Source organism: Streptomyces thermocarboxydus (genome assembly GCF_024760485.1).
Classification (GTDB): Bacteria; Actinomycetota; Actinomycetes; order Streptomycetales; family Streptomycetaceae; genus Streptomyces; species Streptomyces cellulosae.
Genome location: NZ_CP058273.1, coordinates 4,981,575 through 5,004,693, shown reverse-complemented (window position 1 = coordinate 5,004,693; position 23,119 = coordinate 4,981,575). Strand labels below are relative to the sequence as shown.

The 23,119-nt window shown below is 73.3% G+C and carries 18 protein-coding genes and 1 pseudogene; 8 read left to right on the top strand and 11 right to left on the bottom strand.

Annotated elements, in window-relative coordinates; all coding sequences use genetic code 11:
* Positions 1-124: 124 nt before the first annotated feature.
* Positions 125-1,492 carry an L-serine ammonia-lyase gene (locus tag AY578_RS23205; RefSeq protein ID WP_136239243.1) on the top strand — a complete coding sequence of 456 codons (1,368 nt, stop codon included), beginning with the start codon at positions 125-127 and terminating at the stop codon, positions 1,490-1,492.
* A gap of 117 nt (positions 1,493-1,609) precedes the next feature.
* Positions 1,610-2,164, top strand: coding sequence for a glycoside hydrolase family 25 protein (locus AY578_RS23200; RefSeq protein ID WP_028961710.1), 555 nt, complete (start codon positions 1,610-1,612; stop codon positions 2,162-2,164).
* Between the two features lie 15 nt (positions 2,165-2,179).
* On the opposite strand, the gene AY578_RS23195 is transcribed toward AY578_RS23200, so the two are convergent.
* The 7 genes from AY578_RS23195 to AY578_RS23165 form a co-directional block, all read right to left on the bottom strand.
* Entirely contained in the window at positions 2,180-2,899 is a 720-nt protein-coding gene (locus tag AY578_RS23195; RefSeq protein ID WP_258905128.1) for an NADPH-dependent F420 reductase, read from the bottom strand.
* 118 nt (positions 2,900-3,017) lie between these two features.
* On the bottom strand, positions 3,018-3,230 hold the full coding sequence (locus AY578_RS23190) for an EF-hand domain-containing protein (RefSeq protein ID WP_258905127.1): 213 nt from the start codon (positions 3,228-3,230) through the stop codon (positions 3,018-3,020).
* Between the two features lie 43 nt (positions 3,231-3,273).
* Positions 3,274-4,188 (bottom strand): MerR family transcriptional regulator, encoded by a 915-nt coding sequence (locus AY578_RS23185; RefSeq protein WP_258905125.1) that lies wholly within the window; start codon positions 4,186-4,188, stop codon positions 3,274-3,276.
* A 47-nt stretch (positions 4,189-4,235) separates the two neighbouring features.
* Positions 4,236-4,844 carry an ATP-binding protein gene (locus tag AY578_RS23180; RefSeq protein WP_078504567.1) on the bottom strand — a complete coding sequence of 203 codons (609 nt, stop codon included), beginning with the start codon at positions 4,842-4,844 and terminating at the stop codon, positions 4,236-4,238.
* 179 nt (positions 4,845-5,023) lie between these two features.
* Positions 5,024-5,791 (bottom strand): enoyl-CoA hydratase/isomerase family protein, encoded by a 768-nt coding sequence (locus AY578_RS23175; RefSeq protein ID WP_019524348.1) that lies wholly within the window; start codon positions 5,789-5,791, stop codon positions 5,024-5,026.
* A gap of 117 nt (positions 5,792-5,908) precedes the next feature.
* Positions 5,909-7,150, bottom strand: a complete 1,242-nt coding sequence (locus tag AY578_RS23170; RefSeq protein ID WP_258905121.1) for a L,D-transpeptidase — start codon at positions 7,148-7,150, stop codon at positions 5,909-5,911.
* Between the two features lie 152 nt (positions 7,151-7,302).
* Entirely contained in the window at positions 7,303-8,529 is a 1,227-nt protein-coding gene (locus AY578_RS23165; RefSeq protein WP_215187902.1) for a L,D-transpeptidase, read from the bottom strand.
* Positions 8,530-8,715: 186 nt separating this feature from the next.
* On the opposite strand from AY578_RS23165, the gene glgX reads away from it, so the two are divergent.
* Positions 8,716-10,968, top strand: coding sequence for a glycogen debranching protein GlgX (gene glgX / locus AY578_RS23160; RefSeq protein ID WP_258905106.1), 2,253 nt, complete (start codon positions 8,716-8,718; stop codon positions 10,966-10,968).
* Positions 10,969-10,992: 24 nt separating this feature from the next.
* On the opposite strand, the gene AY578_RS23155 is transcribed toward glgX, so the two are convergent.
* Genes AY578_RS23155 through AY578_RS23140 form a run of 4 tightly spaced genes read right to left on the bottom strand, consistent with a single transcriptional unit; the run spans position 10,993 to position 14,582 of the window.
* The gene (locus tag AY578_RS23155) at positions 10,993-11,661 is read right to left on the bottom strand and encodes a response regulator (RefSeq protein ID WP_019524344.1); all 669 of its coding nucleotides are present in this window, start codon (positions 11,659-11,661) and stop codon (positions 10,993-10,995) included.
* Entirely contained in the window at positions 11,651-12,907 is a 1,257-nt protein-coding gene (locus AY578_RS23150; protein WP_258905098.1) for a sensor histidine kinase, read from the bottom strand. Before AY578_RS23150 ends, AY578_RS23155 begins: the two co-directional genes overlap by 11 nt.
* A 26-nt stretch (positions 12,908-12,933) precedes the next feature.
* Entirely contained in the window at positions 12,934-13,683 is a 750-nt protein-coding gene (locus AY578_RS23145) for an ABC transporter permease (RefSeq protein ID WP_028961704.1), read from the bottom strand.
* Positions 13,680-14,582: an ABC transporter ATP-binding protein gene (locus AY578_RS23140; protein WP_136239249.1), complete on the bottom strand. Its 903-nt coding sequence runs from the start codon at positions 14,580-14,582 to the stop codon at positions 13,680-13,682. Before AY578_RS23140 ends, AY578_RS23145 begins: the two co-directional genes overlap by 4 nt.
* A gap of 220 nt (positions 14,583-14,802) precedes the next feature.
* Here AY578_RS23140 and AY578_RS23135 point away from each other — a divergent pair, with 220 nt between their 5' ends.
* From AY578_RS23135 to AY578_RS23115, 5 genes and pseudogenes are all read left to right on the top strand, one after another.
* On the top strand, positions 14,803-16,590 hold the full coding sequence (locus AY578_RS23135; protein ID WP_026243736.1) for an ABC transporter ATP-binding protein: 1,788 nt from the start codon (positions 14,803-14,805) through the stop codon (positions 16,588-16,590).
* Positions 16,587-18,443 carry an ABC transporter ATP-binding protein gene (locus tag AY578_RS23130; protein WP_028961702.1) on the top strand — a complete coding sequence of 619 codons (1,857 nt, stop codon included), beginning with the start codon at positions 16,587-16,589 and terminating at the stop codon, positions 18,441-18,443. The genes AY578_RS23135 and AY578_RS23130 overlap by 4 nt, the downstream gene beginning before the upstream one ends.
* A gap of 67 nt (positions 18,444-18,510) precedes the next feature.
* Complete coding sequence (locus tag AY578_RS23125; RefSeq protein WP_136239251.1) at positions 18,511-19,452, top strand: fructosamine kinase family protein; 942 nt, start codon at positions 18,511-18,513, stop codon at positions 19,450-19,452.
* Positions 19,449-21,223: pseudogene (locus AY578_RS23120) on the top strand (ABC transporter transmembrane domain-containing protein). The gene AY578_RS23125 and the pseudogene AY578_RS23120 overlap by 4 nt, the downstream one beginning before the upstream one ends.
* On the top strand, positions 21,220-22,986 hold the full coding sequence (locus AY578_RS23115) for an ABC transporter ATP-binding protein (RefSeq protein WP_136239253.1): 1,767 nt from the start codon (positions 21,220-21,222) through the stop codon (positions 22,984-22,986). The pseudogene AY578_RS23120 and the gene AY578_RS23115 overlap by 4 nt, the downstream one beginning before the upstream one ends.
* Positions 22,987-23,119: the final 133 nt, after the last annotated feature.

Here is a 23,119-nt window from a genome sequence, read left to right as displayed (position 1 = left end):
CTGGGTCGGTGGGCGCGGTGCCCCGCACCGTGCGGCGCATGAACGATTCACCACCCCGTCCGGCCCACTGAACCGCCCTTCCCCGGTGGACAGCGTCGTCCGCCGAACCCTGAGGAGTCCTCCCGTGGCCATCTCGGTCTTCGACCTGTTCTCGATCGGCATCGGCCCGTCCAGCTCGCACACGGTCGGCCCCATGCGGGCGGCCCGGATGTTCGCCCGGCGGCTGCGCAACGAGGACCTCCTGGACTCCGTCGCCTCGGTGCGCGCGGAGCTGTACGGCTCCCTGGGCGCCACCGGGCACGGCCACGGCACGCCCAAGGCGGTGCTGCTGGGCCTGGAGGGCGACTCGCCGCGCACGGTGGACGTGGAGTCGGCCGACGAACGCGTGGAGAAGATCAAGGACGGCGGGCGGCTGCGGCTGCTCGGCGCGCACGAGATCGGCTTCTCCTTCGACGACGACCTGGTGCTGCACCGCCGCAAGGCGCTCCCCTACCACGCCAACGGCATGACGCTGTGGGCGTACGACTCCTCCGGCGCGGAGCTGCTGGCCAAGACGTACTACTCGGTGGGCGGCGGTTTCGTCGTCGACGAGGACGCGGTGGGCGCGGACCGGATCAAGCTCGACGACACCGTGCTGAAGTACCCCTTCCGCACCGGGGACGAGCTGCTGCGGCTCACCAAGGAGACCGGCCTGTCGATCTCCGCGCTGATGCTGGAGAACGAGCGCGCCTGGCGGACCGAGGAGGAGATCCGCGAGGGCCTCCTGGAGATCTGGCGCGTGATGCGGGCTTGCGTGGAGCGGGGCATGTCCCGCGAGGGCATCCTGCCGGGCGGGCTGAAGGTCCGCCGCCGCGCCGCCACCACCGCCCGCAAGCTGCGCTCCGAGGGCGACCCGCAGGCGCTCGCGATGGAGTGGATCACCCTGTACGCGATGGCGGTGAACGAGGAGAACGCGGCCGGCGGCCGGGTCGTCACGGCCCCGACGAACGGCGCGGCCGGCATCATCCCCGCCGTCCTGCACTACTACATGAACTTCGTGCCGGGCGCCGACGAGGAGGGCGTGGTGCGCTTCCTGCTCGCGGCGGGCGCCATCGGCATGCTCTTCAAGGAGAACGCCTCCATCTCCGGCGCCGAGGTCGGCTGCCAGGGAGAAGTGGGCTCCGCCTGCTCGATGGCGGCGGGCGCGCTGGCGGAGGTGCTGGGCGGCTCCCCTGAGCAGGTGGAGAACGCGGCAGAGATCGGCATGGAGCACAACCTGGGCCTCACCTGCGACCCGGTCGGCGGCCTGGTGCAGATCCCGTGCATCGAGCGCAACGGCATGGCCGCGGTGAAGGCGGTGACCGCCGCCCGGATGGCGATGCGCGGCGACGGCTCGCACAAGGTGTCCCTGGACAAGGTCATCAAGACCATGAAGGAGACCGGGGCGGACATGTCGGTGAAGTACAAGGAGACGGCCCGGGGCGGTCTCGCGGTGAACATCATCGAGTGCTGAACCGGTTGCCGGCTCGGGTGCCGACACGGCCGCGCTGAACAGGGCTTTGCGTCAAGCAGGTTGAAACGGGGAACCATCAATTCCCGTCCCCCCACCGCACCACACGGGAGAACCTGCATGCTGCGTGGCATCGACGTCAGTTCCCACCAGTCCTCCTCGTACGACACGGACGGCCTCTCCTTCGTCTTCATCAAGGCGACGGAGGGCCGTTCGTACGTGAATCCGAAACTGGCCGCCCAGACCAAGAGGGGACGGGACGCCGGTCTGGTGGTCGGCTTCTACCACTTCCTCTGGCCGGGGAATCTCACCGAACAGGCCGAGTACTTCGTCAGCAAGGCGCCCGAGACGCGGGGGGACATCCTCGCGGTGGACTGGGAGACGACCGGGGGCGGCTCGCACGCGAGCAATTCCGAGAAGGACCGCTTCATCCGCAAGGTGAAGGAACTCCGCCCCCACCACAAGGTGATCCTCTACTGCAACCGGCATTTCTGGCTGAACTACGACACCACCTCTTACGCGGGTGACGGCCTCTGGATCGCCGACTACGTCACCGCCGGGAAACCGCGCATCAAGGCGGACTGGCGTTTCCATCAGTACACCGACGACCCGCTGGACAAGAACGTGGCGGACTTCTCCAGCGAGTCGGCGCTGCGGGAGTGGGCGGGGGCCTGAGGGCTCCGGTCCGTTCTAGCCGCGCAAATCCGCCGGGCGTTCCGGGGACGCCTCCGCCAGGGCGCGGGTGACGTCGTCGACATTGCCGCGCAGGCCGTAGACCGGGGTGCCCGGCTGCTGGCGCCAGGAGTCGTCGAGGCCGCCCGCGTCGACGGTGTCGAAGCCGAGTTCCTCGATCAGGTCGCGGACCTTGCGCTTGGCGGCCTCGTCGTCGCCGGCGACGGGGAGGGCCATGCGCTCGGGGTCGCCCGCGGGGCGGTGCCGGTCCAGGATGTCGCGGGCGTAGGTGCCGTTGAAGGCCTTGACGACCGGGTGGCCGATCTGGCGCTCGGTCCAGCGGCTCTCGGTGAGGCCCTCGTCCTCGATGCCGGCGATCCTGCCGTCGCGCTGCGGGTAGTAGTTGCCGGTGTCGATGACGGCCAGGCCCTCGGCGGCCTCGTCGAACAGCCCGGAGGGCAGGTCCGGCACGGCCTTGAGGGGTACGGCGACGACGGCGATCTCCGCGCCGCGCGCGGCCTCCTCGACCCTCACCGGGGTCGCGCCGGTCTCGTCGGCCAGTTCCTTCAGGGTGTGCGGGCCGCGGGAGTTGGCGACGGACACGTCGTGGCCGAGGGCCGTGAGCCGCCGCGTGAGGTTTCCGCCGATGTTGCCCGCGCCGATGATGCCGATCTTCATGTCTGCTCGCCTCGCCCTTCCGGGGGTCGATGTCGCCGGGGTTTCCGGGGAAACCCCCATGATCGGCACAACCCCGGGGACGGGCGGGCCATTCCGTGCGCTGTCGCCCGTACGCCCCCCGCACGGCGTACGCGCGGATTCCCGGCGCCGGCGTTCCGGCGCCGGGGAATGTCCCGTCCTACTTGTTCAGGTGGATCCAGAACTCGTCGAAGGACAGCAGCTTGTCGCCGTTCAGGTCCTGCGACTTGATGACGGCCTCGGCGACCGCCTCGGTGACGTTCCAGTCGCCGCCCTGGGCCAGCGCGGTCTTGAACTCGGCAGCGGTGATGAACCCGTCCTCGTTCGTGTCGATCCGCTCGAACTGCTTGCGTGCTTCCTCGATGTCCGCCACCGGTTCGCCCCTCGTCGTCGTGCTGGTACTGACGCGGGCAAGATTATCCGGCGGCCTGCGCCTGGAGTGCGGCGACCACCCACCCGAACTCCTCGGCGTGGGCGGAGGGCCGGGCCCATCCGTTCACCACGCCGGACAGTTCGCGGTAGCGGACCAGGCGCGGGTCGGCCACCGCCGCGAGGCGCTTCAGCACGGCGGCCGGGTCGGCGTCGCCGATCAGGTCGCGCAGCACCGCCGCGGCGCTGGGCGTGCCCGGCTCGACGCCGTCACGCAGGGCCTCGCCGGCGCTGCGGATCAGGCGGCTCATGAACCACAGGGAGGTGCCGCCGGGCACGTCGGGGCCCCGGTCGGCGGCGTTGAACTCGATCATCCTGCGCATGGCGGCCCGGAACTCCGGGTCCTGGATCAGCTCGACCAGTTCCACCCAGGCGTCCACCTGCTCGGGCGCGGGGTCGTCGGGCAGGTCGGCCGCGGCGAACCGCAGGCGTTGCCGGATGTCGGGGTCCGCGGTGTCGAGCCCCTGGAAGATCTCCGTCATGAAGTCGTCGAGGATGCGGGCGCGTTCGGCGGCGGACAGTCGGGCGAGTCGGTTCATCAGGGTCGTCTCCTCGGCGGTCGAGCCCCGTCGGGCCACGGTCGACAGCACCGCGCGGGTCACCTTCAGCGACCGGATCCGCGCGTCCAGCGCGGTCACGTGCGCGGCCGCGACCTGGGCGACCGTCGCCTCGCCGGTGAGCACCCGGCGTACGTCGTCGAGGCCGAGGCCCAGTTCCCGCAGCGTGCGGATGAGCTCGAGGCGGGCGACGGAGCCGGCGTCATAGAGCCGGTAGCCGCCGGAGGACCGGGCCACGGGCGGCAGGGCGCCCTCGTCGGACCAGTAGCGGATGGTGCGCACGGGCAGGCCGGTGGCGCGGGCGAGCGCCCCGATGGTGAGGAGCCCGGTGCCGTCGTGGGTCATGTCGGGGAGTGTGGGCCTTCCAGCGGGTGGAGACTCAAGCGCGGGTGTCAGCGGTCCGCCACGCGCATCTCGAACCAGGTGGTCTTGCCGTGGGAGAGGAGGTCGACGCCCCAGCGGTCGGCGAGTTTGTCGACGAGGAACAGGCCGCGGCCGCTGATGTCCGTCTCCTGCACCGGCATCAGACAGGGCAGGGCGCGGGACGGGTCGCGGACCTCGACGCGGATCCAGCCCCGGCGGTGCCGCATGCGCAGGCCGAAGGCGCGGGCGCCGGTGTGGCGTACGGCGTTGCCGACGAGCTCCGAGACGAGCAGCACGGCGTCCTCGGTGAGCTTCGGGGTGAGACCCCAGCGGCGCAGGATGACGATCTGGACCAGCCGGCGGGCGACGGCGGCGGACTCGGGAAGGGACGGGAGCGGAACTTCGCCCTCCGTGGGGTCGCCGTGCACCTCCAACGCGTGCACGGCATGTTCGTCCTCGACCGTCGGCGACCAGCGCGACGCGATGGCGCGTCCGTCTCCCCGCGGCTGTTCCATGCCTTCCAGCCCCGCCATGGCCCCATCATGGCGGCGCTCCGGCACGGCCGGGGCCGTTCCGAGGGAATACGCCCCCCGTGCGCCCCCGCCCGTTCCGGGTCCTCCGGCATGTGCCAGGGGCATGTCGATGGCTCCGAAGGCCTGCGCGACCTGCGAAAACGACTCATGCTCGGGCAATCGACGGGCCCCCTCCACGGATACGGCTTAAGGGTGCGTTAAGGCTCCCATAATGCGTACCGCCGAGGGGGCCGGATCAGACATGACGTCAACTGCAAGCCCCTTGCGGGGATTTCAACTGCTCGTCACAGGAACTTCGCCTTGCCGGGGCCCTCCTCGACGAAGCTGCGCATGCCCCGCTCGCGGTCCTCCGTGGCGAACAGTCCGGCGAACCAGTTGCGCTCGACCGTGAGACCGGTGTCGATGTCCGTCTCCAGCCCGGCGTCCACCGACTCCTTGGCCGCCCGCAGCGCGAGCGCGGGGCCCTGGGCGAGCTTCGCCGCCCAGGCGTGCGCCTGGGTGTAGACCTCGCCGGCGGGGACCACGCGGTCCACCAGACCGAGGGCGAGCGCCTCGTCGGCCTTCACCTGGCGGCCGGTGAAGATGAGGTCCTTGGCCTTGGACGGGCCGATGAGCCGGGCGAGCCGCTGGGTGCCGCCCGCGCCCGGGATCAGGCCGAGCAGGATCTCCGGCTGGCCGAGCTTGGCGTTCTCCCCGGCGATCCGGTAGTCGGCGCACAGGGCGAGCTCGCAGCCCCCGCCGAGCGCGTAACCGGTGACGGCGGCCACGACCGGCTTGGGGATGCGGGCGACGGCCGTGAACGAGTCCTGGAGGGCGCGGGCGCGCAGGACCATCGCGGTGTGGTCCATGGCCTGCATCTCCTTGATGTCCGCGCCCGCCGCGAACACCTTCTCGCCGCCGTAGATCACCACGGCGCGTACGTCCTCGCGGCGCGTGGCCTCCTCGGCGAGCTCCTTCAGACGGTCCTGCGTGGCGACGTCCAGCGCGTTCATGGGCGGGCGGTCCAGGCGCAGCGTGCCGACGCCCTCGGCGACTTCGAGATGTACGGTCATGCCCAGCAGGTTAACGGTGACTAACGCCTTCTGGGCCGGTGCCGTGGCTCACACCCCTCGGACACGCCTACGGCCCCGGTGCGGACACCGGGGCCGTAGGAGGGACGGACGGAGGGCCTACGCCTTCCACTTCTCCCAGGACATGTTCCAGCCGTTGAGGCCGTTGTCGGGCGCGATCACCGCGTCGTCGCTGTTCTTGACCTCGACCACGTCGCCGATCAGCGAGTTGTCGAAGAACCAGGCCGCCGGGGCCTTCTTGTCCCAGCCGCCCTTCACGTCGCGCAGGCCGACGCAGCCGTGGCTGGCGTTGCGGTTGCCGAAGGCGTCGCCGCCCCAGTAGTTGCCGTGGATGAAGGTGCCGGAGGTGGACAGGCGCATGGCGTGCGGGACGTCCTTGATGTCGTACTCGCCGCCGTAGCCGACCGTCTCGCCGTTCATCCGGGTGACCGTCAGCTTCTCGCTGATGACCATCTTGCCGTTCCAGGTCTCGTAGCCCGGGGCGCCGGTGGTGACCTTGATCTTCTTGATCACCTTGCCGTCGCGGATCACCTTCATGGTGTGCTTCTTGGCGTCGACCACGGAGATCTGGCTGCGGCCGATGGTGAAGGAGACTTTCTTGGACTGCTCGCCGTAGACGCCGTCGCGGCCCTCGACGCCGTCCAGGTTCAGCTCGACGGTGACCTTGGTGCCGGCCTTCCAGTACGTCTGCGGGCGGAAGTCCAGGCGGTCGTTGCCGAACCAGTGGCCCTCGACCTCGACGGCCGGCACGGTGGTGATGCGGATGGCCTTCTCGACGTCGTCGGGCTTGGTGATGCCCCGGGTGAAGTTGAGGGAGAAGGGCATCCCGACGCCGACGGTGGAGCCGTCCTCGGGGTTGAAGTGCCCGATGAACGTCTCCTTCGGCGTCAGGGTGGTGAAGCGGGAGTCCTGCGTGGTGGTGCGGCCCTCCGCGTCCTCGGCGACCGCGTGCACGGTGTAGGCGGTGGAGGCGGCGAGGTGGGTGGACGGCGTCCAGCTGGCGCCGTCCTTGGATATCGCGCCCTCGACGGCCTTGCCCTTCGCGTTCTTGACGACGACCTCGGTGAGCTTGCCCCGGGCGGCCGTCACCTTCAGCTCACCGCTGGTCTCCACCGACTTGGCGCCGTCGCGCGGGGCGATCGTCACCCGGGCCTCGGACTGCGTGCTTCGCGCAGCCGTGGAGTCCTTGCCCTTGCCCTTGCCGTCGCCCGAGCCGGACCCCTGCTCCGGTCCCCCGCCGCAGGCGGTGACCGCCAGCATCACCCCGAGTGCCAGCGCCGCCAGCTTCCTGCCGCCGCGCCGCGCGCCCACCGACGCCCCCGATATCGGCCCCACGTTCACTTGTTTCTCCCCTCGGCGGGTCTGGCCGGACCCGGCCCCCCAGCGCGCCTGTCGCGCACACGGCGAATGGTAACCACAGGCCAGGAGCGTGAAGTGCGGAGGTTCTGTCACCGTTCCGTTCCAAGTTCAACGGTCCGGCCGAGGGGGTGCGGTCAGCGGCCGTTCACCGCGCTTCCCGCCTTCCACTCCTTCCAGTTCATGTTCCAGCCGCCGAGCCCGTTGTCCGGCGCGACGGTCCGGTCCTTGCTGTTCACCACCTCGACGACGTCGCCGATCAGACTGCGGTCGAAGAACCAGCCCGCCGGAGTGTCCGGGCTGCCGCCCTTCACGTCGCGCAGGCCGACACAGCCATGGCTGACGTTGTCGCTGCCGAACACCTCGGAGCCGGCCCAGTAGTTGCCGTGCAGGAAGGTGCCGGAGCTGGTCAGCCGGATGGCGTGCGGGACGTCGGGGATGTCGTACTCGCCGCCGAAGCCGACCGTGCGGCTGTTCATGCGGGTGACCTCGAGCATCTCGGTGATCACCATTTTGCCGTTGTACGTGGGCGTCTTCGCCGCGCCCGCCGTGACCGGCACGGTGGTGAGCAGCTCCCCGTCCCGCCGTACCCGCATGGTGTGGGCGGAGGCGTCGACCACGGACACCTGGCTGCGGCCGACGGTGAAGGTGAAGGTGCGGCGCTGAAGGCCGTAGACGCCGGGCGCGCCCTCGACGTCGCGCAGGTTCAGGTCGACGGTGACCTGGGTGCCGGGCTTCCAGTAGTCCTCGGGGCGGAAGTCCAGGCGGGTGTCGCCGAACCAGTGCGGGCGGATCTCGACGGCCGGCCGCGCCGTGACCCTGACCGCGCGCTCCACGGCGGCGCGGCGGGTGATCTTCCGGTTGAACTCCAGGGAGACGATCATCCCGGTGCCGACGGTGGAGCGGTCCTCAGGGGCGACGTAGCCGATGAAGCGTTCCTCCGGGACGTGCGTGGCGAACGTGGCGTGCCGGGCGGATCGGCGTCCCGAGCCGTCCACGGCGACCGCGTCGACGGTGTACTTCGCGGCGAGCGCCAGCCGTTCGTCGTCGGGCTTCCACGTGCGCCCGTCCTCGGAGATCCGGCCCGGGACCGGTGTCTCGCGCGCGTCCTGCGACACGACCGTCTTCACCGACTCCAGCCGTCCCTCGGCCACCCGCACCCGCAGCGGCTCGCCGGGGCGTACGCCCTTGCTGCCGTCGTGCGGGGACACCTGGATGACGTCCCCGCGTCCCGGCGGCCCGAAGGCCCCCGGGAGGGGACCCTCCGGGCTGCACCCGGCGGTCGCGGTCAGCAGTCCTGCCCATGTCACTACGACGGCCAGCGCGGCCCTCGCGCGCCGTGCGCGCCCTTGTACGTGCCTCACGCGGTACCCAACGACGGGCCTCGCCTCCGGGAAACGACCGTGCCGCCCCTCGGGGAAACGTGAGTGCGAGGCGCGCTCTGGGCAGAACTGTGGGAGGACGACGCACCGGGGAGCCGCGGCCGCAGCCGCACGGGCCGTGGCTCACCTGTCCGCCGTCGTCCCCCACGAGCCGCGGGAGGCTGACAGGTGTCCAGCGCAGCCGAGCAGGAGGCGGTGGCCGGAGAGCGGGCCACCGGGGACGGGCGCCCGGCCGTCGTCGTGAACGGCGCGCGGCCGGCGCGGCCCGTGCCCACGGTGCCCGTCCGGCCGGGCCGGCCGACGCCGCTGGGCGCCCGGTTCCGCACCGGCCCGGACGGGGTGGCGGGGACCAACTTCGCGCTGTGGGCGGGCAGGGCGGAGGGCGTGGAGCTGTGCCTGTTCGACGAGCACGGCCGGGAGAGCCGGGCCCCGCTGACCGAGCTGACGCACGGCATCTGGCACGGCTTCGTGCCGGGGGTGATGCCGGGGCAGCGGTACGGCTACCGGGTGCACGGCCGCTGGGACCCGTGGACGGGCGGGCGCTGGAACCCGGCGAAGCTGCTGCTCGATCCGTACGCGCGTGCGGTGGACGGGGACTTCACGCTGCCACCCGAGGTGTACGGGCACGTCCGGGACTGGCCGGAGCAGCATGTCGCGGACACCGTGCGGGACGACCGGGACTCGGCGCCGTACGTGCCGAAGGGCGTGGTCGTGCATGACGACGACGACTGGGCGGACGACCGGCGGCCGAAGACGCCGTGGGCCGACTCGGTCATCTACGAGCTGCACGTCAAGGGCTTCACGCAGCGCCACCCGGACATCCCGCCCGAGCTGCGCGGCACCTACGCGGGGCTCGCGCACCCCGCGGCGATCGAGCACCTGAGCCGGCTGGGCGTGACGGCGGTCGAGCTGCTGCCTGTGCACCAGTTCGCGCACGAGGACCATCTGCTGCGCCGGGGCCTGCGCAACTACTGGGGCTACAACTCCATCGGCTACTTCGCCCCGCACGCCGCCTACGCGGCCTCCGGGACGGCCGGGCAGCAGGTCGGCGAGTTCAAGCGGATGGTGCGCGCGCTGCACGCGGCCGGCATCGAGGTGATCCTCGACGTCGTCTACAACCACACCGCCGAGGCCGGCGAGCTGGGCCCCACGCTGTCCCTCAAGGGCATCGACAACCGCGGCTACTACCGCCTCCAGCCCGACGCCCGCCGGTATGCCGACTACACCGGCTGCGGCAACACCCTGCACGTCGTCCAGCCGCACGTGCTGCGGCTGATCACCGACTCGCTGCGGTACTGGGTGACGGAGATGGGCGTCGACGGCTTCCGCTTCGACCTGGCGGCGGCGCTGGCCCGCTCCATGCACGACGTCGACATGCTCTCCCCGTTCCTCGCCGTGATCGCGCAGGACCCGGTGCTGCGCCGGGTGAAGCTGATCGCGGAGCCGTGGGACGTCGGCTCGGGCGGCTACCAGGTGGGCGCCTTCCCTCCCCTGTGGACGGAGTGGAACGACCGCTACCGGGACGCCGTACGGGACTTCTGGCGCCACGCGCTGCCGGACGTGCGGGAGATGGGTTACCGGCTGTCCGGCTCCAGCGACCTGTACGCCTGGGGCGGGCGGCGGCCGTACGCCTCGGTCAACTTCGTCACCGCGCACGACGGCTTCACCCTGCGCGACCTGGTGTCGTACGACCGCAAGCACAACGAGGCCAACGGGGAGGGCAACCGCGACGGCACGGACGACAACCGGTCCTGGAACTGCGGCGCGGAGGGCGAGACCGGCGACCCGGACGTGCGCGCCCTGCGGCGGCAGCAGCTGCGGAACCTGCTGACCACACTGCTGCTGTCGACGGGCGTGCCGATGCTGGTGGCGGGCGACGAGATGGGCCGCACCCAGCGCGGCAACAACAACGCCTACTGCCAGGACAACGAGATCGGCTGGGTGGACTGGGGCCTGCGCGACGACCCCGAGTGGCGTCCGCTGCGGGAGCTGACCTCGCGGCTGATCGCCCTGCGCCACCGGCATCCGGTGCTGCGCCGCCGCTCCTTCTTCTCCGGCCGGGCGCACTCCGCGGACGGGCTGCGCGACCTGGCGTGGTTCACCCCGCACGGCCGGGAGATGACGGAGGACGACTGGTACGCGCCGGCCGCCACGCTCGGTATGTACCTCTCCGGGCGGGACATCCCGGGGCGCGACGAGCAGGGCGCGCCGGTGCTCGACGACAGCTTCCTGGCGGTCCTGCACGCGGGCGCGGAGCCGGTGGACTTCGCCCTGCCGGGGCCTCCGTGGGCCGAGCGGTACGAGGTGGTCGTCGACACGGCGCGGGAGGAGCAGGACCGCGCGCCGGGCGTGGTGCACCGGGCGGGGGCGCCGATGACGGTGCCGGGGCGGTCGGTGGTGCTGCTGCGGGTGCTGCGCTGACGTCCGGCGTGCGCGGGTCCGCCGTCAGCCCAGGATGCCCCGGTCGTACGCCGTCGCCACCGCCGCGGCCCGGTCCTTGGCGCCCAGCTTGGCGAAGATGTGCGTCAGATGCGTCTTCACGGTGGCCTCGCTGATGAACAGCTCGCGGGCGATCTCCCGGTTGGAGGTGCCCTTGGCGACCAGCGCCAGCACCTCCCTCTCCCGCGCGGACAGCGGCTCCGCGCCCGGGGTGCGGGGCGCGCGGACGGCGGACACCAGCCGGGAGGCGACGGCCGGGGACAGCACGGAACGCCCCTCGGCCGCGGCGCGGACGGCCGCGAACAGCTCCTCGCGCGGGGCGTCCTTGAGCAGATAGCCGGTCGCGCCCGCCTCGATCGCGGGCAGGGTGTCGGAGTCGGTGTCGTACGTGGTGAGCACCAGCACCCGGGCGCGGGCGCCCCGGCGGGTCAGCTCGCGGATGGCCTCGACGCCGCCCGTGCCGGGCATCCGCAGGTCCATCAGGATCACGTCGGGGTCCAGCTCTTCCGCCCGCCGGAGCGCCGCCGCGCCGTCGGCCGCCTCGCCCAGCACACGGAAGCCGGGCGCGGACTCGAACATGCCGCGCAGGCCGTCCCGGACGACCGGATGGTCGTCGACGACCAGCAGGGTGATCACGGGCTCGGCGGCCTCGTCGGGCACGGTGTCACGGGTCATGGCGGACCAACGGTACGCGAGCCGAGACCGCCGTGCCGCCGCCCGGCTCGGACTCGACCGTGAGGGACCCGGCGACGCGTTCGGCGCGGGCCCGCATCCCGCCGAGGCCGAAGCCGCCGGCGGAGGTGCGCGCGCGGACGGCGAGCGGGTCGAAGCCCCGGCCGTCGTCGCGGATGTCGAGGGTCACCTCGTCGCCCATGTAGGAGAGGGTGACGCCGGCGCGGGTGGCCCCCGCGTGGCGCGCGGTGTTGGCGAGGGCCTCCTGGGCGATGCGCAGCAGGGTGGCCGCCATCTCGTCGTGCAGCGGCTCGACGGTCCCGGTGACGGTGAACTCGGCCTTCACATCGCTGTGTTGGCTCCATTCGGCGACGGTCCTGCGCAGGGCGCCGGGCAGGCCGCCGTCGGCGAGGGCGACCGGGGCGAGGTTGTGCACGGAGCGGCGGGCCTCGCCGAGACTCTCGCGGGCCAGGGCGAGGGCCCGGTCCAGACGGGCGCGTCCGGCGACCGGGTCGGGGGTGTTCGCGGCGACCTGGAGCTGGGCGATGATGCCGGTCAGGCCCTGGGCCAGGGTGTCGTGGATCTCGGCGGCGAGCCTGCGGCGCTCGTCGGCGACCCCGGCCTCACGCGCCTGGACGAGCAGCTGGGAGTGCAGAGCGGCGTTCTCGTCGAGGGCCCGCTGCAACGCGGTGTTGGTGCGCTCGAGTTCGGCGATGGTGGCCAGGCGGGCCCGGCCGCGGTCCTCCTCCAGGTCGGCGAAGTGTCCGAAGAGCAGGACCAGGATGCCGTTGGCGGCCAGCAGGGCACCGAACAGCGTCCAGCCGAGCCCGTCGTGCGGCGGCAGTCCGCCGGACTGGGAGCCGGCCAAGGTCACGGCGGTGGCGCACAGGCCCGCCTTGCGCAGCGCACGCGGCAGCAGGCGCTCGGTGCTGAAGTAGCCGATGACGGCGTAGAAGGCGAACAGCGGGTTCAGCCAGGTCAGGGCGAAGCCGAGGGCCCAGCGCAGGACGTACTGCCGGATGCCCGCCGCGGACGGTCCGGGCGACCGGGTGCGTGAGCGCACGCCCCACCACAGCTCCACGGCGACGGCCCCGGCGGTGAGGGCGCCGGCGGTTTGCCGTTCGCCGGTGCTCATGTCCAGGGCGTCGGCGCTCGCCCAGGCCAGCACGGCGCCCAGCACCAGCAGTCCGTAGGGGCCCCAGCGGTCGAACACCGCCCAGCGGTCCTCGAGTCGGGCCGATTCCGTCATCGCACCAGTGTCCGGCACCGCCGCCCTCACTCCCAGCGGAACCAGCGCACCGCGCCGGCCGTGAGCAGCACCGCCCAGCCGGCCGTCACCGCGAGGTGCGCCGCGCCCGGCCAGTGGCCCGCCGAGGCCGCGTCGAGCGCCCGGGCGGCCGCGCCGAACGGGGTCCACCCGACGATGTCCGCCATCAGCTCGGGCATGGCCTCGACGGGGAGCCACACGCCCGCGGTGAACATGGCCGGGAACAGCGCGGCGGAGCCGGCCGCGGTGGCGATCTTCGCGGTGCGGGAGAGGGCGCTGAGCAGCGCGCCGAGGGCGAGGGAGGCGGCCAGGGCGAGCAGCAGCGCCAGGAGGTGGCCGAGCGGCTGCCTGGGCAGGGCCACGCCGAAGGCGAGCCGGCCGACGGCGAGGGTGAGCAGCGCGGAGACCAGGGAGGCGGCGCCGAGCACCGTCATCTGCGCGGCGAGCAGGGCGGACGGACGGACCGGTGTGGTGGACATCCGGCGCAGGATGCCGGTCTCGCGGTAGCCGGTGAGGGTGGGCGGCATGCCCTGCAGTCCGCCGATGATCAGGCCGAGGAGGAGGGTGACCGGCACGTAGGCGTCGACGGGGCGCAGTCCGCCGAGGGCCGGGTCGGCCTCGCGGAAGGAGGGGATGGAGCCGAGGACCGCCAGCAGCAGGGTCGGGAAGAGCATGATCCAGAAGATGCCGGCGGGTTCGCGCCGGAAGAGGCGGAACTCGGTGCGCAGAACTGCCGTGTTGACGGGTCCGGTGCTCATGCGGGGCTCTCCGTGAGGTCCAGGAAGGCGTCGTCCAGGGTCGCGTCCGTGACGCGCAACTGGTGGGCGGTGACGTGGGAGCGGGCGAGGAGGGTGAGGACCGCGTTCACGGTGTCGTCGGTGCCGGACAAGGTGATCCGGCCGTCCTTGCGGGCGGCCGAGGCGAGCCCGGGCAGCGCGTCGATGTGGGCGTCGTCGAGCGGGGCGGACGGGGTGAAGCTGATGACGGTGGCCCCGGCCGAGCGGCGGACGAGTCCCGCCGGGGTGTCGAGGGCGGCGACGCGTCCCTGGTCGATGACGGCGATGCGGTCGCAGAGGCGCTGGGCCTCCTCCATGAAGTGGGTGACGAGGAGGACGGTGACGCCGCCCGCGCGGACGTCCTCGATGAGTTCCCAGGTGTCGCGCCGGGCGCGCGGGTCGAGACCGGTGGTCAGCTCGTCCAGCACCACGATCCGCGGGTTGCCGATGAGGGCGAGCGCGATGAACAGGCGCTGTTTCTGGCCGCCGGACAGCTTCGCGAACCGGGTGGTCAGCTTCGCGGTCAAGCCGAGCCGTTCGGCGAGCGGCCGCCAGTCGGCGGGGCGGGGGTGGAAGGAGGCGTAGAGCTCCAGGGCCTCGCGGACGGTCAGCTTCGGCTGGAGTTCGCTCTGCTGGAGCTGCGCGCCGAGGACGCGGGTGACCTCGGCGTGGTCGGCGACGGGGTCGAGCCCGGCGACCCGGACCCGGCCGGCGTCGGGGACGCGCAGGCCTTCCACGCACTCCACGGTGGTGGTCTTGCCGGCGCCGTTGGGGCCGAGGATCCCGAAGATCTCGCCCTCGTCGACGGAGAAGGACACCCCGTCGACGGCGGTCCTGCCGCCGTAGGCCTTGCGCAGGTCGGTGACGTCGATGACGGACATGACGGTCAGTGTCGCGGTGGAGGGAGCGCGCGGACATCGGCCGTCGCGCTCGTCCGCGCATCGTCCGATCGGCCGATGGGGTGGTACGACTCCCGGGCCCGTGACGGACGTTCGCCGAGGTACGGGCGCGTCGGCACGGCGGTCGCAGGACTCGCGGACGAGGCGGACCGGGCCGGAATTCGGTGGGCAGCGTCAGTGGCGAACCGTACTCTCACTGCTGATGCCCACTACACCTTCTCCCCGGGAACCCCGCTCCACCGTGCGGACGCTGCTGCGGCTGTGGCCGTACGTGCGGCCCGTGCGGGCGCGCCTGTTCACCGCCGCGTTCATCGCCGTCCTGGCGTCCTGCATCGGGCTGGTCATCCCGCTGGTGCTCAAGTGGATGGTCGACGGCCCGATCGCCGACCGGGACCCGGCGGGGGTGTGGCTCGGCGCGCTGTACCTGCTGCTGCTCGGGCTCGCCGAGGCGCTGCTGTTCGGGTTCCGGCGCTGGCTGGTGGCGCGGCCCCTGTCGCACGTCGAGGCGGAGATGCGGGCCGGCCTCTACCGGCACCTGCAGCGGCTGCCGATCGCCTTCCATGACCGCTGGGCCTCCGGCCAGCTGCTGTCCCGGGCCACCACGGACCTCATGCTGCTGCGTATGTTCCTCGCGTTCCCGCTGACCTTCCTGCTGGTCAACGGCGTGACGATCCTGGTGGGCGTGATCATCATGCTGGTCCAGGACTGGACGCTGGGGCTGGTCATCCTGATCCCGGCGGTGCCCGTGCTGATCACCTGCGTGGTGTTCGAGAAGCAGTACTCGCGGGCGGCCCGTCAGGCGCAGGACCAGGTGGGCGATCTGACGACCGTGGTCGAGGAGAGCGTGCTCGGCATCCGGATCATCAAGGGGTTCGGCCGGCACCGCAGCCAGGCGCGGGCGTTCCGGGAGCTGTCGGGGAAGCTGCGGGGCACCGAGCTGCACAAGGCGCGGCTGCTGGCGGCGATCCTCGGCATCATCGTGACCCTGCCCGAACTGGCCGTCGGCGCCGCGCTGGTGCTGGGCGCCGTGCGGGTGGCGGACGGCGAGCTGTCGGCGGGCACCCTCGTGGCGTTCCTGTCCACGGCGCTGGCGCTGCGCTGGCCGGTGGACTCCATCGGCTTCCTGCTGGCGATGAGCCAGGAGGCGGCGACGGCCACCGAGCGGTACTTCGAGGTGATGGACGCCGAGCCGGAGTCGGGCGCCCCGGCGATCCCGGCGAAGAACGGCGCCTCCCGTGAGGGCGGGCTGCGGTTCGAGAACGTCACCTTCCGCTACCCGGACGCGCCCGAGGACTCGCCGCCCGTGCTGGACCGCGTCGACCTGCACGTCCGGCCCGGCGAGTCGCTGGCGCTGGTCGGGGCGACCGGCAGCGGCAAGACCACGCTGACCGCGCTGGTGCCCCGGCTGCACGAGGTCACCGAGGGGCGCATCACCCTCGACGGACGGGACATCCAGGACATGTCCCGGGAGGAGCTGCGCTCGCGGGTGGCCGTGGCCTTCGAGGAGCCCACGCTGTTCTCCGCGACCGTCGGCGAGAACGTCCTGATGGGCGGCGGCAGCGGCGAGGAGGACCTGGACCGCGCCCTGGCCGTCGCCCAGGCCGACTTCGCGCACGCGCTGCCCCAGGGCACCGCCACGCAGGTCGGCGAGCAGGGCCTGAGCCTGTCCGGCGGGCAGCGGCAGCGGCTCGCGCTGGCCCGCGCGGTCGTGGGGCGCCCCGGCTTCCTGGTGCTGGACGACCCGCTGTCCGCGCTGGACGTGCACACCGAGGCCGCGGTCGAGGCCGCGCTGCGCCGGGTGCTCGCCGACACCACGGCGCTGATCGTGGCGCACCGCCCGTCCACCGTGCTGCTCGCCGACCGGGTGGCGCTGCTGTCCGGCGGGCGGATCACGGCGGTCGGCACCCATCACGAACTGCTGCGCGGCAATGCCGAGTACGCGCACCTCATGTCGGGTGACCCGGCGGGGGAACGGGAGGAGCAGCGATGACGGCGGCCACGACCGCACCGGTCCGCGACGAGGACGACGACCGGTCGCCGGAGCAGGGCGGCGGCGACCCCTTCGACCGGGACGTGCTGCCCACTCCCCCGGGCGCCACCGGCGCGCTGCTGCGCTCCCTGCTCGCGCCGATGCGCGGCCGGGTCGCGGTCGCCGTGCTGTTCCTGCTGCTCGGGCAGGCCGCCGTGCAGGCGGGACCGCTGCTGGTGGCGTACGCGATCGACCACGCGGTGCCCGCGTTCCGCGACAGCGACCACGGGCCGCTGATCGCGGTGGCGGTGGGCTATCTGCTGTGCGCGTCGGCGGCCGGGGCGCTGCAGTACGCGTTCATCACCGCCTCCGCCCGGGTCAGCCAGGACGTGCTGCTGGATCTGCGCGGCCGGATCTTCCGGCACGCGCAGGCGCTGAGCGTGGACTTCCACGAGCGCTACACCTCCGGCCGGCTGATCTCCCGCTCCACCACCGACGTCGAGTCGCTGCGGGAGCTGCTGGAGGAGGGCCTGCAGGAACTGGTGATGACCATCCTGTCCGCCGTGTACATCTCGGTGCTGCTGCTCTGGCTGGACCTGGGTCTCGGCGCGGTGGCGGTGGCGTCGTTCGTGCCGCTGTACCTGCTGGTGCGGTCCTACCAGCGGCGGGCGCAGCGGGTCTACCGGAAGCGGTCGACGGCGATCGCCGCGGTGATCGTGAAGTTCGTCGAGACGATGAACGGCATCCGCCCGGTGCGCGCCTTCCGCCGCGAGGCGGCCAACGACGCGGACTTCGCGGTGCTGAACCGGCGGCACGAGAAGACCAACGGCGACGCGCTGCTCGAGATGGCCCGGTACGTCGTCGGCTCCCGGATCACCGCCAACACCACGGTCGCGCTGATCGCGCTGTGGGGCGCCTACCGCGTGGCCGGGGAGACGCTGGCGCTCGGTGTGCTGGCGGCGGCCGTGCTGTATCTGCGGCGGCTGTACGACCCGATCGACCGGCTGGGCATGTTCCTCAACTCGTACCAGTCGGCGGCTGCCTCGCTGGAGAAGATCGCCGGGCTGCTGGCGCAGACCCCGTCCGTGCCGGAGCCGGCGGCGCCCCGTGAGCTGCCGGACCGGCGCTCCGGTCTCCCCGGGCGGGAGGTGGTCTTCGACGACGTGCGGTTCGCGTACCGCACCGGCGGCGAGGTGCTGCCCCGCTTCGGCCTCACCCTGCCGGCCGGGCAGACCGTCGCCGTGGTCGGCTCCACCGGCGCGGGCAAGTCGACGCTGGCGAAGCTGCTCGCCCGCTTCTACGACCCCAGCGACGGGCGGGTGCTGCTCGACGGGGTGGACCTGCGCGACCTGACGGGACGGCACCTGCGGCGCGAGGTGGTGATGGTGACGCAGGAGGCGTTCCTGTTCTCCGGGACGGTCGCCGAGAACATCGCGATCGGCCGTCCGGAGGCCACCCGCGAGGAGATCGAGCAGGCGGCCAGGGAGATCGGCGCGCACGACTTCATCGCCGCGCTGCCCGACGGCTACGACACGGACGTCCGCAAGCGCGGCGGCCGTATCTCGGCGGGGCAGCGGCAGTTGGTGGCGTTCGCGCGGGCGCTGCTGGCGGACCCGGCGGTGCTGATCCTCGACGAGGCGACCAGCTCGCTGGACATCCCCGGTGAGCGGGCGGTGCAGCGGGCCATGGCGACGGTGCTGAAGGGCCGTACGGCCGTGGTGATCGCGCACCGGCTGTCCACCGTGGAGATCGCGGACCGGGTGCTGGTGATGGAGCACGGGCGGATCGTGGAGGACGGCACCCCGGACGAACTCATCGGCGGCGCGGGCCGGTTCGCGGACCTGCACCGGGCCTGGAGGGACAGCCTGGCCTGACGACCGCCGTCGTCGCGGGCCCGGCTTCCGGGTGCGCGCCGGGAAACCGACCGAGAGGAGCACACCCGTGACGGAGGCGACGCCGCTGCTGCTCGCGCGGCTGCACGCGGCCGGGCTGACGGACGTCGGCGCGGTCGAGCCGGCCGCCGGGGGTCTCGCCGCGACCGCGGGTCTGGCCCGCCGCGCGGACGGCACCCCTCTGTTCGTGAAGGCGTTCGGCGAGCCGCCGGCGGACGACGCCTTCGCGGCGGAGGCGGAGGGGCTGGCCGTGCTGCGGGAGAGGGGCGGGGTCGTCACACCGGACGTGCTGCTCGCGGAACGGGACCTGCTCGTGCTGTCGGTGCTGCGTCCCCGGCCGGACACGAAGGCGTTCTGGGAGGAGTGCGCGCACGCGTTCGCCCGCCTGCACACCGCCACGCGCCACGACCGGTTCGGCTGGCACCGGGACAACTGGCTGGGCCGCCGCCGTCAGGTCAACACCTGGACCGACGACGGGTTCGAGTTCTTCGCCCGGCACCGTCTGCTGCGCTGGCTGGAGGAGCCCCGCGTCCGTGCGGCGCTGGACGCGGCCGACCGCCGGGCGCTGGAGCGGCTGTGCGACCGGCTGCCCGAGGTGTTGCCGGAGCGGCCCGCCTGTCTGACCCACGGCGACCTGTGGGCGCAGAACGTGATGGCCACGCCCGACGGCCGGCCCGCGCTGATCGACCCGGCCGTGTCGTACACCTGGGCCGAGGTGGACCTCGCCCATCTGTGGACGACCGCGCCGCCGCCCGAGGCGCGGGTGTTCTTCGAGATGTACGCGGAGCTGACCGGCCTCGACGACGGCTGGCGGGAGCGGATGCCGGTCCTCCAGCTGCGTCAGCACCTGGCCGTGATCGCCCAGTTCGAGCCCGACTGGGGCGCCGCCGACCAGGTACGGGCCACGCTCGCGCCGTTCCGCCTCGCGCCCGTGAGACGACCGACAAGGAACGCCGGCCGCCGGGCCGCAGGGGGAGGACAGCGCACGTGATCGACGCCTACGGAGATCCCGGCACGCCCGACGGGCGCGGCGGGGCCCGCTATCTGTGGTGGCTGGTGCGCCGGCAGCCGGGGCGCTGCGCGGCGGGGGCGGTGTACGGCAGCGTGTGGATGGTGCTGCTGGCGTCCACGCCGTACCTGATGTCCCGGGCCGTGGACGACGGGCTCGCGACCGGCGACATGACGGCGCTGGCCGGCTGGGCCGCCGCCCTGGTCGGGGTGACCGCCTTCAACGCCTGGCTGAGCGTGATGCGGCACCGCACGATGACGAAGGTGCGGATGGACGCCAACTTCCGCACGGTGAAGGTGGTCGTCGGGCACACCGTGCGGCTGGGCGCGGCCCTGCACCGGCGGGCGGGGGCCGGGGAGGTCGTCACGATCGGCGTGGGCGACGTGCAGGTGATCGCCCAGTCGCTCACCGCCGTCGGCCCGGGGTTCGGCGCGGTCGTGGCGTACGCGGCGGTGGCGGGGCTGCTGCTGTCGGTGTCTCCGCTGCTGGCCGTGGTGGTGCTGCTGGGGGTTCCGGTGATCGGGCTCGTGGTGGGACCGCTCGCCGGGCGGCTGCGGGGCGCGGAGACGGAGTACCGCGAACGGCAGGGGGTGCTGACCGCGCGGATCGGGGATCTCGCGGGCGGGCTGCGGGTACTGAGCGGGCTCGGCGGCAAGGGTCTGGTCGCGGACGCGTTCCGCCGCGACTCGGGGCGGCTGCGGGAGCAGGGCTACCGGGTGGGGGCGGTGACCAGCTGGATGCAGGCGCTGGCCGCCGGGCTGCCGACGCTGTTCCTCGCGGTGGTGACCTGGATCGCGGCACGGCAGGCCGCGCAGGGGGACATCACCGTCGGCGAACTGGTGGCGGTGTACGGGTACGTGACCGTCCTGGTGTGGCCGGTGATGTTCCTGATCGAGTGCGGCTACTACCTGAGCCGGGGCGTGGTCGCGGCCGGCCGGGTGGCGGCCCTGCTGCGGATGCAGCCGCCGCCGGACGCGGCCACCGCCGAGCCGCCGGCCGAGCCGTCCGCGCTGGAGGACCCGGAGTCCGGGGTGCGGGTGCTGCCGGGCCGGCTGACCGCGCTGGTGTGCGCCCGGCCCGCGGACGCGGCGGCCGTGGTGGACCGGCTCGGCGGTACACGCCGTCCGAAGTCACCTGGGGCGGGGTACGGCTGGACGAGGTCGCGCTCGCCCGGGTGCGGGAGCGGATCCTGGTCGCCGAGCCGGAGGCCGCGCTGTTCGCGGGCCCGCTGCGCGAGGTGGTCGCGGGCCGGGGTGAGGCGTCCGACGCGCGGGTGCCGGCCGCGCTGCGCGCGGCGGCCGCCGACGACGTGGTGCGCGGGCTGCCCGAGGGGCTCGACTCGGTGGTGTCCGCGCAGGGCCGCAGCCTGTCGGGCGGTCAGCGGCAGCGGGTCCGGCTGGCGCGGGCGCTGCTCGCCGACCCGGAGGTGCTGCTGGCCGTGGAGCCGACGTCGGCGCTGGACGCGCACACCGAGGCCCTGGTCGCCGACCGGCTGCGCGCGGCGCGCGAGGGCCGTACGACGGTGCTGGTGACCGCCTCGCCGCTGGTCCTGGACCGGGCCGACCGGGTGCTGTTCCTGGCCGACGGCAAGGTGACGGCGAGCGGCACGCACCGTGAACTGCTGGGCGGCGAGCCGGAGTACCGGCGGCTGGTGGCGAGGGAAGTAGAGCAGGTGGAGCAGGGTGTGGCGGAACCGACGGGTGTACACGCGTCGGACGTCGTGCTGGGCGCTCCCGGGGAGGTGGCCCGATGAGCGGCGAGCGGCTGCCCGTGGCGGAACCGGCCGATGTGCGCCGGGCCGCCGCGGAGTTGGTGCGGGCGGACGGGCGGGTCTTCGCGGGGGTGCTGGCGCTGAACGGCGCGGCCGCCCTGGCCGGTCTGGCCGGGCCCTGGCTGCTCGGGCGGATCGTCGACGAGGTGCGGGCGGGCGCCGGCACCTCGGTCGTCGACCGGCTGGCCCCGGTCATCCTGGCGTGCGCGGTGGCGCAGTTGTTGCTGTCCCGCTGGGCGCGGTACGTGGGGCACCGGTTCGGCGAGCGGACGCTGGCGCGTGTGCGGGAGCGGTTCGTGGACCGGGTGCTGGCGCTGCCGTCCGCCGTGGTGGAGCGGGCCGGCACCGGCGATCTGACGACGCGGGGCACGGCGGACGTGACCGCCGTGGGCACCACGCTGCGCGACGCCGGCCCCGCCCTGCTGGTCAACGCGGTGCAGTCGCTGTTCGTGACGGTCGCGATCCTGGTCGTGGACCCGGTGCTGGGCGCGCTGGGGCTGCTGTGCCTCACCCCGATCTGGCTGGTGCTGCGCTGGTACCTGCGGCGGGCCCGGGACGCGTACCTCGCCGAGGGCGCGGCCAACTCGGACGTGGCGGAGGTGGTCGCGTCGACGGCGGCGGGCGCCCGCACGGTGGAGGCGTTCCGGATGGAGGAGCGACGGATCCGGGCGAGCCGGGAGGCGCTGGAGACGTCCCGGCGCACCCGTATGCGCACGCTGTTCCTGCGTTCGGTGTTCTTCCCGGTGGTCGAGCTGTCGTACATCGTGCCGGTGGCGGGGGTGCTGCTGTGCGGCGGATGGCTGCACGCGCGGGGCGCGGTGAGCCTGGGCGCGGTGGTGGCGACCTCGCTGTACCTGCTGCAGCTGAGCGGTCCGCTGGACGAGGTGCTGATGCGGCTTGAGCAACTCCAGTCCAGCGGGGCCTCGTTCGCGCGGGTGGAGGGGCTGGCGCGGGTGCCGCGCGCGGCCGGGCGCGGGGACGCCCCGGACCCGGCGGACGCCCGCATCGACGTGACCGGCGTGCGCTACGCGTACGACGGGGGCGGCGAGGTGCTGCGCGGGGTGGACCTGACGCTGACGCCGGGTGAACGGCTGGCGGTGGTGGGTCCTTCGGGCGCGGGCAAGACGACGCTGAGCCGGCTGCTGGCGGGGGTGGACGCGCCGGCCGCCGGGAGCGTGACCGTGGGCGGGGTGCCGGTGGCGTCGCTGGACCCGGAGCGGCTGCGCCGGCAGGTGGTGCTGGTGACCCAGGAGCACCACGTGTTCCTGGGGTCGGTCCGGGACAATCTGCGGATCGCCGCACCGGACGCCGGGGACGAGGAGCTGTGGGCGGCGCTGGCGGTGGTGGGCGCGGACGGCTGGGTGCGGGAGCTGCCGCACGGCCTCGACACCGAGCTGGGCGAGGGCGGCCACCCCACCGACGGCCCGCAGGCGCAGCAGCTCGCCCTGGCGCGCGTGGTGCTGGCCGACCCGCACACGCTGGTCCTCGACGAGGCGACGGCCCTGCTCGACCCGGCGACCGCCCGGCACGCGGAACGCGCGCTGGCCGCGGTGCTCGAGGGCCGTACGGTCGTCGCCGTCGCCCACCGCCTGCACACCGCGCACGACGCGGACCGGGTGGCGGTCATGGAGGACGGCCGCCTCTCCGAACTGGGCACGCACGACGCCCTGGTGGCGGCGGACGGGGTGTACGCGGCGCTGTGGCGGTCCTGGCACGGGGAGCCCGCGGCGCGCGGCCCGGCGTAGAAGTCGGGCCGGAGGACGGCCGGGCGCCCCGGCCCGGCGGGCCGGAGGACCGGCACGAGGTGCGACGGGCCCGGGGCCGGCACACAACGGCGGGTCCCGGAACGGCAGACGGCGAACAAGCCCGAGGCCCGGG